3 protein-coding genes are annotated in these 2,666 nt (G+C 59.1%); 2 read left to right on the top strand and 1 reads right to left on the bottom strand.

Features of this window, described 5'->3' with window-relative positions; all coding sequences use genetic code 11:
- Both ACRC1E_RS10935 and ACRC1E_RS10930 read left to right on the top strand, forming a co-directional pair.
- Positions 1-1,171: NAD(P)/FAD-dependent oxidoreductase (locus tag ACRC1E_RS10935; RefSeq protein ID WP_438515129.1), on the top strand; the 1,171-nt coding region annotated here is incomplete at its 5' end.
- Positions 1,172-1,264: 93 nt separating this feature from the next.
- The gene (locus tag ACRC1E_RS10930) at positions 1,265-2,413 is read left to right on the top strand and encodes a branched-chain amino acid ABC transporter substrate-binding protein (RefSeq protein ID WP_438515128.1); all 1,149 of its coding nucleotides are present in this window, start codon (positions 1,265-1,267) and stop codon (positions 2,411-2,413) included.
- Between the two features lie 50 nt (positions 2,414-2,463).
- Here the strand turns inward: ACRC1E_RS10930 and ACRC1E_RS10925 are convergent.
- Positions 2,464-2,666, bottom strand: a 203-nt coding sequence (locus ACRC1E_RS10925) for a hypothetical protein (protein WP_438515127.1), incomplete at its 5' end; no start/stop codon positions are given.

The raw sequence follows: 2,666 nt of genomic DNA, 5'->3' as shown, positions 1-2,666 counted from the left end.
CTGCGAGGTCACCTTACTGGATCGCGGCCAGCCGGCGATGGAAACCAGCTACGGCAATGCCGGTGCATTTGCCGTGAGTGATGTGATCCCGCTGGCCGAACCTGGCGTGCTGGCTAAAGTGCCAGGCTGGCTGCTGGATTCGCTAGGCCCGCTGGCGGTGCGCTGGCGCCATCTGCCAAGACTGGCCCCGTGGTTGGCGCGCTTTGTTGCCGCCAGTCGGCCAGCCCGGGTGGCCGAGCTCACCCATGCCATGGCCGCACTGCTGGCTCGCGTGAATACCGATTACGCGCCACTGATCGAGCGCGCCGGTGTTTCGCACCTGTGGCGTCGTCACGGCAATCTCACCCTGTATCGCCATAAAGCAGAGTACCAGGCAGCCTTGGCCGCCTGGCAAATCAAGCGCGAGCATGGCGTCAGCTGGAATCCTCTGGAGCGTGCGGCATTAGCCGCTATTGAGCCGCTGATCACCGAAGAATGGCAGTTTGCGGTCAAGGTGCCGGAGTGGTCGCATGTAGATGACCCTTATCTCTTCAGTCGCGGACTGTTTGATGCCTTCATGCGTGAGGGGGGCGGCTTTGTGCAGGACGAAGTAATCACTACTCGGGTCAGGAATGGTCGTATTGATGGCGTGAAAGTGCGTAGCGGCGGCCGGCTTGATGCCGACCGTGTGGTCATCGCTTGCGGAATATGGAGCGACCGCTTCGCCCGCCTGCATGGCTGTCCCATTCCTCTAGAAAGCGAGCGCGGCTATCACGTCACCCTGCCACATGCCGATGTAGCGCTGCACCACTTTATACAGTGTGCCAGCGAAAGCTTCGTCATCCTGCCTATGGCGAACAAGGGCTTGCGCCTTGCCGGTACAGTGGAGTTGGCGCACCGCGATGCGCCACCAGACTGGCGCCGTGCGCACATTCTTATCGACAAGGCCAGACGCATCGTCGGTGACTTCAGTACCCGGGGTATGAGTGTGTGGATGGGGAACCGGCCATCCGTGCCCGACACCGTGCCGGTTATCGGCCCGGCACCGGGTGTGGCTGGCCTGTATTTTGCTACAGGGCATGGGCATCTGGGGCTGACACTGGCGGCCACCACGGGGGCTTTGCTGACAGAGCAGATCTGCGGCAAGGCGTGCAGTCTGGATGGTGCCGCCTACAGGCCTGACCGATTCTAGCGGGCCGCCGCCATTAGCGCGCAAACAGATATCAAGTAGCAGCGGGCCGTTGCAACGGCCAACCTTCAGTCGTGTATATAAAGGAGTAGCAATATGAAGCATCACACTGCAACACGTACGCTGAGTTTGGCACTGGCTCTGGGCGGCATGATGGCACCGCTCGCCATCGGCGCTGCACATGCGGATACCGTGGTCAAACTAGGCTTTTCATCGCCGCTGTCCGGCCCGCAGGCGCACTATGGCAAGGATAATGAAAACGCCGCCCGCATGGCGATTGACGACCTGAACGCCAGGCCCATCACCATTGGCAGGCAGAAAGTGAAATTCGAACTGATATCGGAAGATGATCAGGCCGATCCGCGGGTGGGTACTCAGGTGGCGCAACGACTAATGGACTCGGGTGTAAAGGCCGTGATCGGTCATTTTAACTCTGGCGTATCGATTCCGGCCTCGCGCATTTACTCAGATGCCGGCATACCGCAACTCTCTGTCGCCACCAATCCGGCCTACACCGCTTCCGGCTACAAGACCACTTTCCGCCTAGTTGGTAGTGATAGCCAGATTGGCGGTTCGTTGGGGCAGTATGCGGTGCAAAAACTCAATGCCCAGCGGGTTGCAGTGATTGATGACCGTACCGCCTACGGGCAGGGCATTGCCGACGAATTCATCAAGTCACTGCAGGTGCAGGGCAAGAAGCCAGTCAAACGCGAATACACCAACGACAAGGCCTCCGACTTCACCGCCATCCTTACATCACTTAAAGCGCAAAAACCCGATCTGGTCTTTTATGGCGGAGCAGATGCGCAGGCCGCGCCACTGGCGAAGCAGATGAAGCGCCTCGGCATGAATGCCAAGCTGATGGGGGGTGACATGCTCAGTACCCCGACCTTTATCAAGCTGGCTGGAGCGGATTCGGCCGGGCATTTCTCGGCGGTAGCGGGCGCCGCACTGGACTCGCGTGCGAGCGGTAAAGATTTTGAAGTCCGCTATAAGGACCGTTTCAAGCAGGAAGTGGTGTTGCTTGGGCCTCAGTTTTACGATGGCGTAATGATCGTGGCCGATGCAATGAAGCGTGCGGACTCTACCGAGCCTGCCAAGTTTCTCCCGTTTATCGCCAAGACCCAATACAAGGGAGTCACTGCCGATTTTGCTTTTGACGCTGCCGGTAACCTGAAGAACGCGCCGGTCACCATCTCCGCAGTAGAAGGTAACGACTGGAAGGTAAAAACCGTGGTGCAGTGAGCAAGGCATCTGCCGGCCAAGACCCGCCAGCAAGGCTTGACGGCCGTCAGTTATCGCGTTGAATCCGGAACCAGCCTGAGCTTGACAGCCCGGCAAGCATGGTAGCTTGCCGGGCTGTTTCCCGTTTGGCGCGGTGAGTTTTGCAGGCCTGTGGGCGGGGTGCTGGTCTGCATGTCTTTCGTGTTGTGGATCACGTCCTGTACTTCAGTGGCCGTCTTGAGTTTGCTTGTTTTGCTGCGGAATCGTTTGCGGA

The organism is Craterilacuibacter sp. (assembly GCF_051659485.1).
In the GTDB taxonomy this organism is placed as follows: Bacteria; Pseudomonadota; Gammaproteobacteria; order Burkholderiales; family Chromobacteriaceae; genus Craterilacuibacter.
The sequence above is the reverse complement of the archived record's forward strand: the minus strand, read 5'-3'. Positions and strand labels throughout refer to the sequence as shown.

Coding starts and splice junctions, on each gene's coding strand:
- ACRC1E_RS10930 (WP_438515128.1), top strand. CDS start 1,265: ATGAAGCATCACACTGCAACACGTACGCTGAGTTTGGCACTGGCTCTG.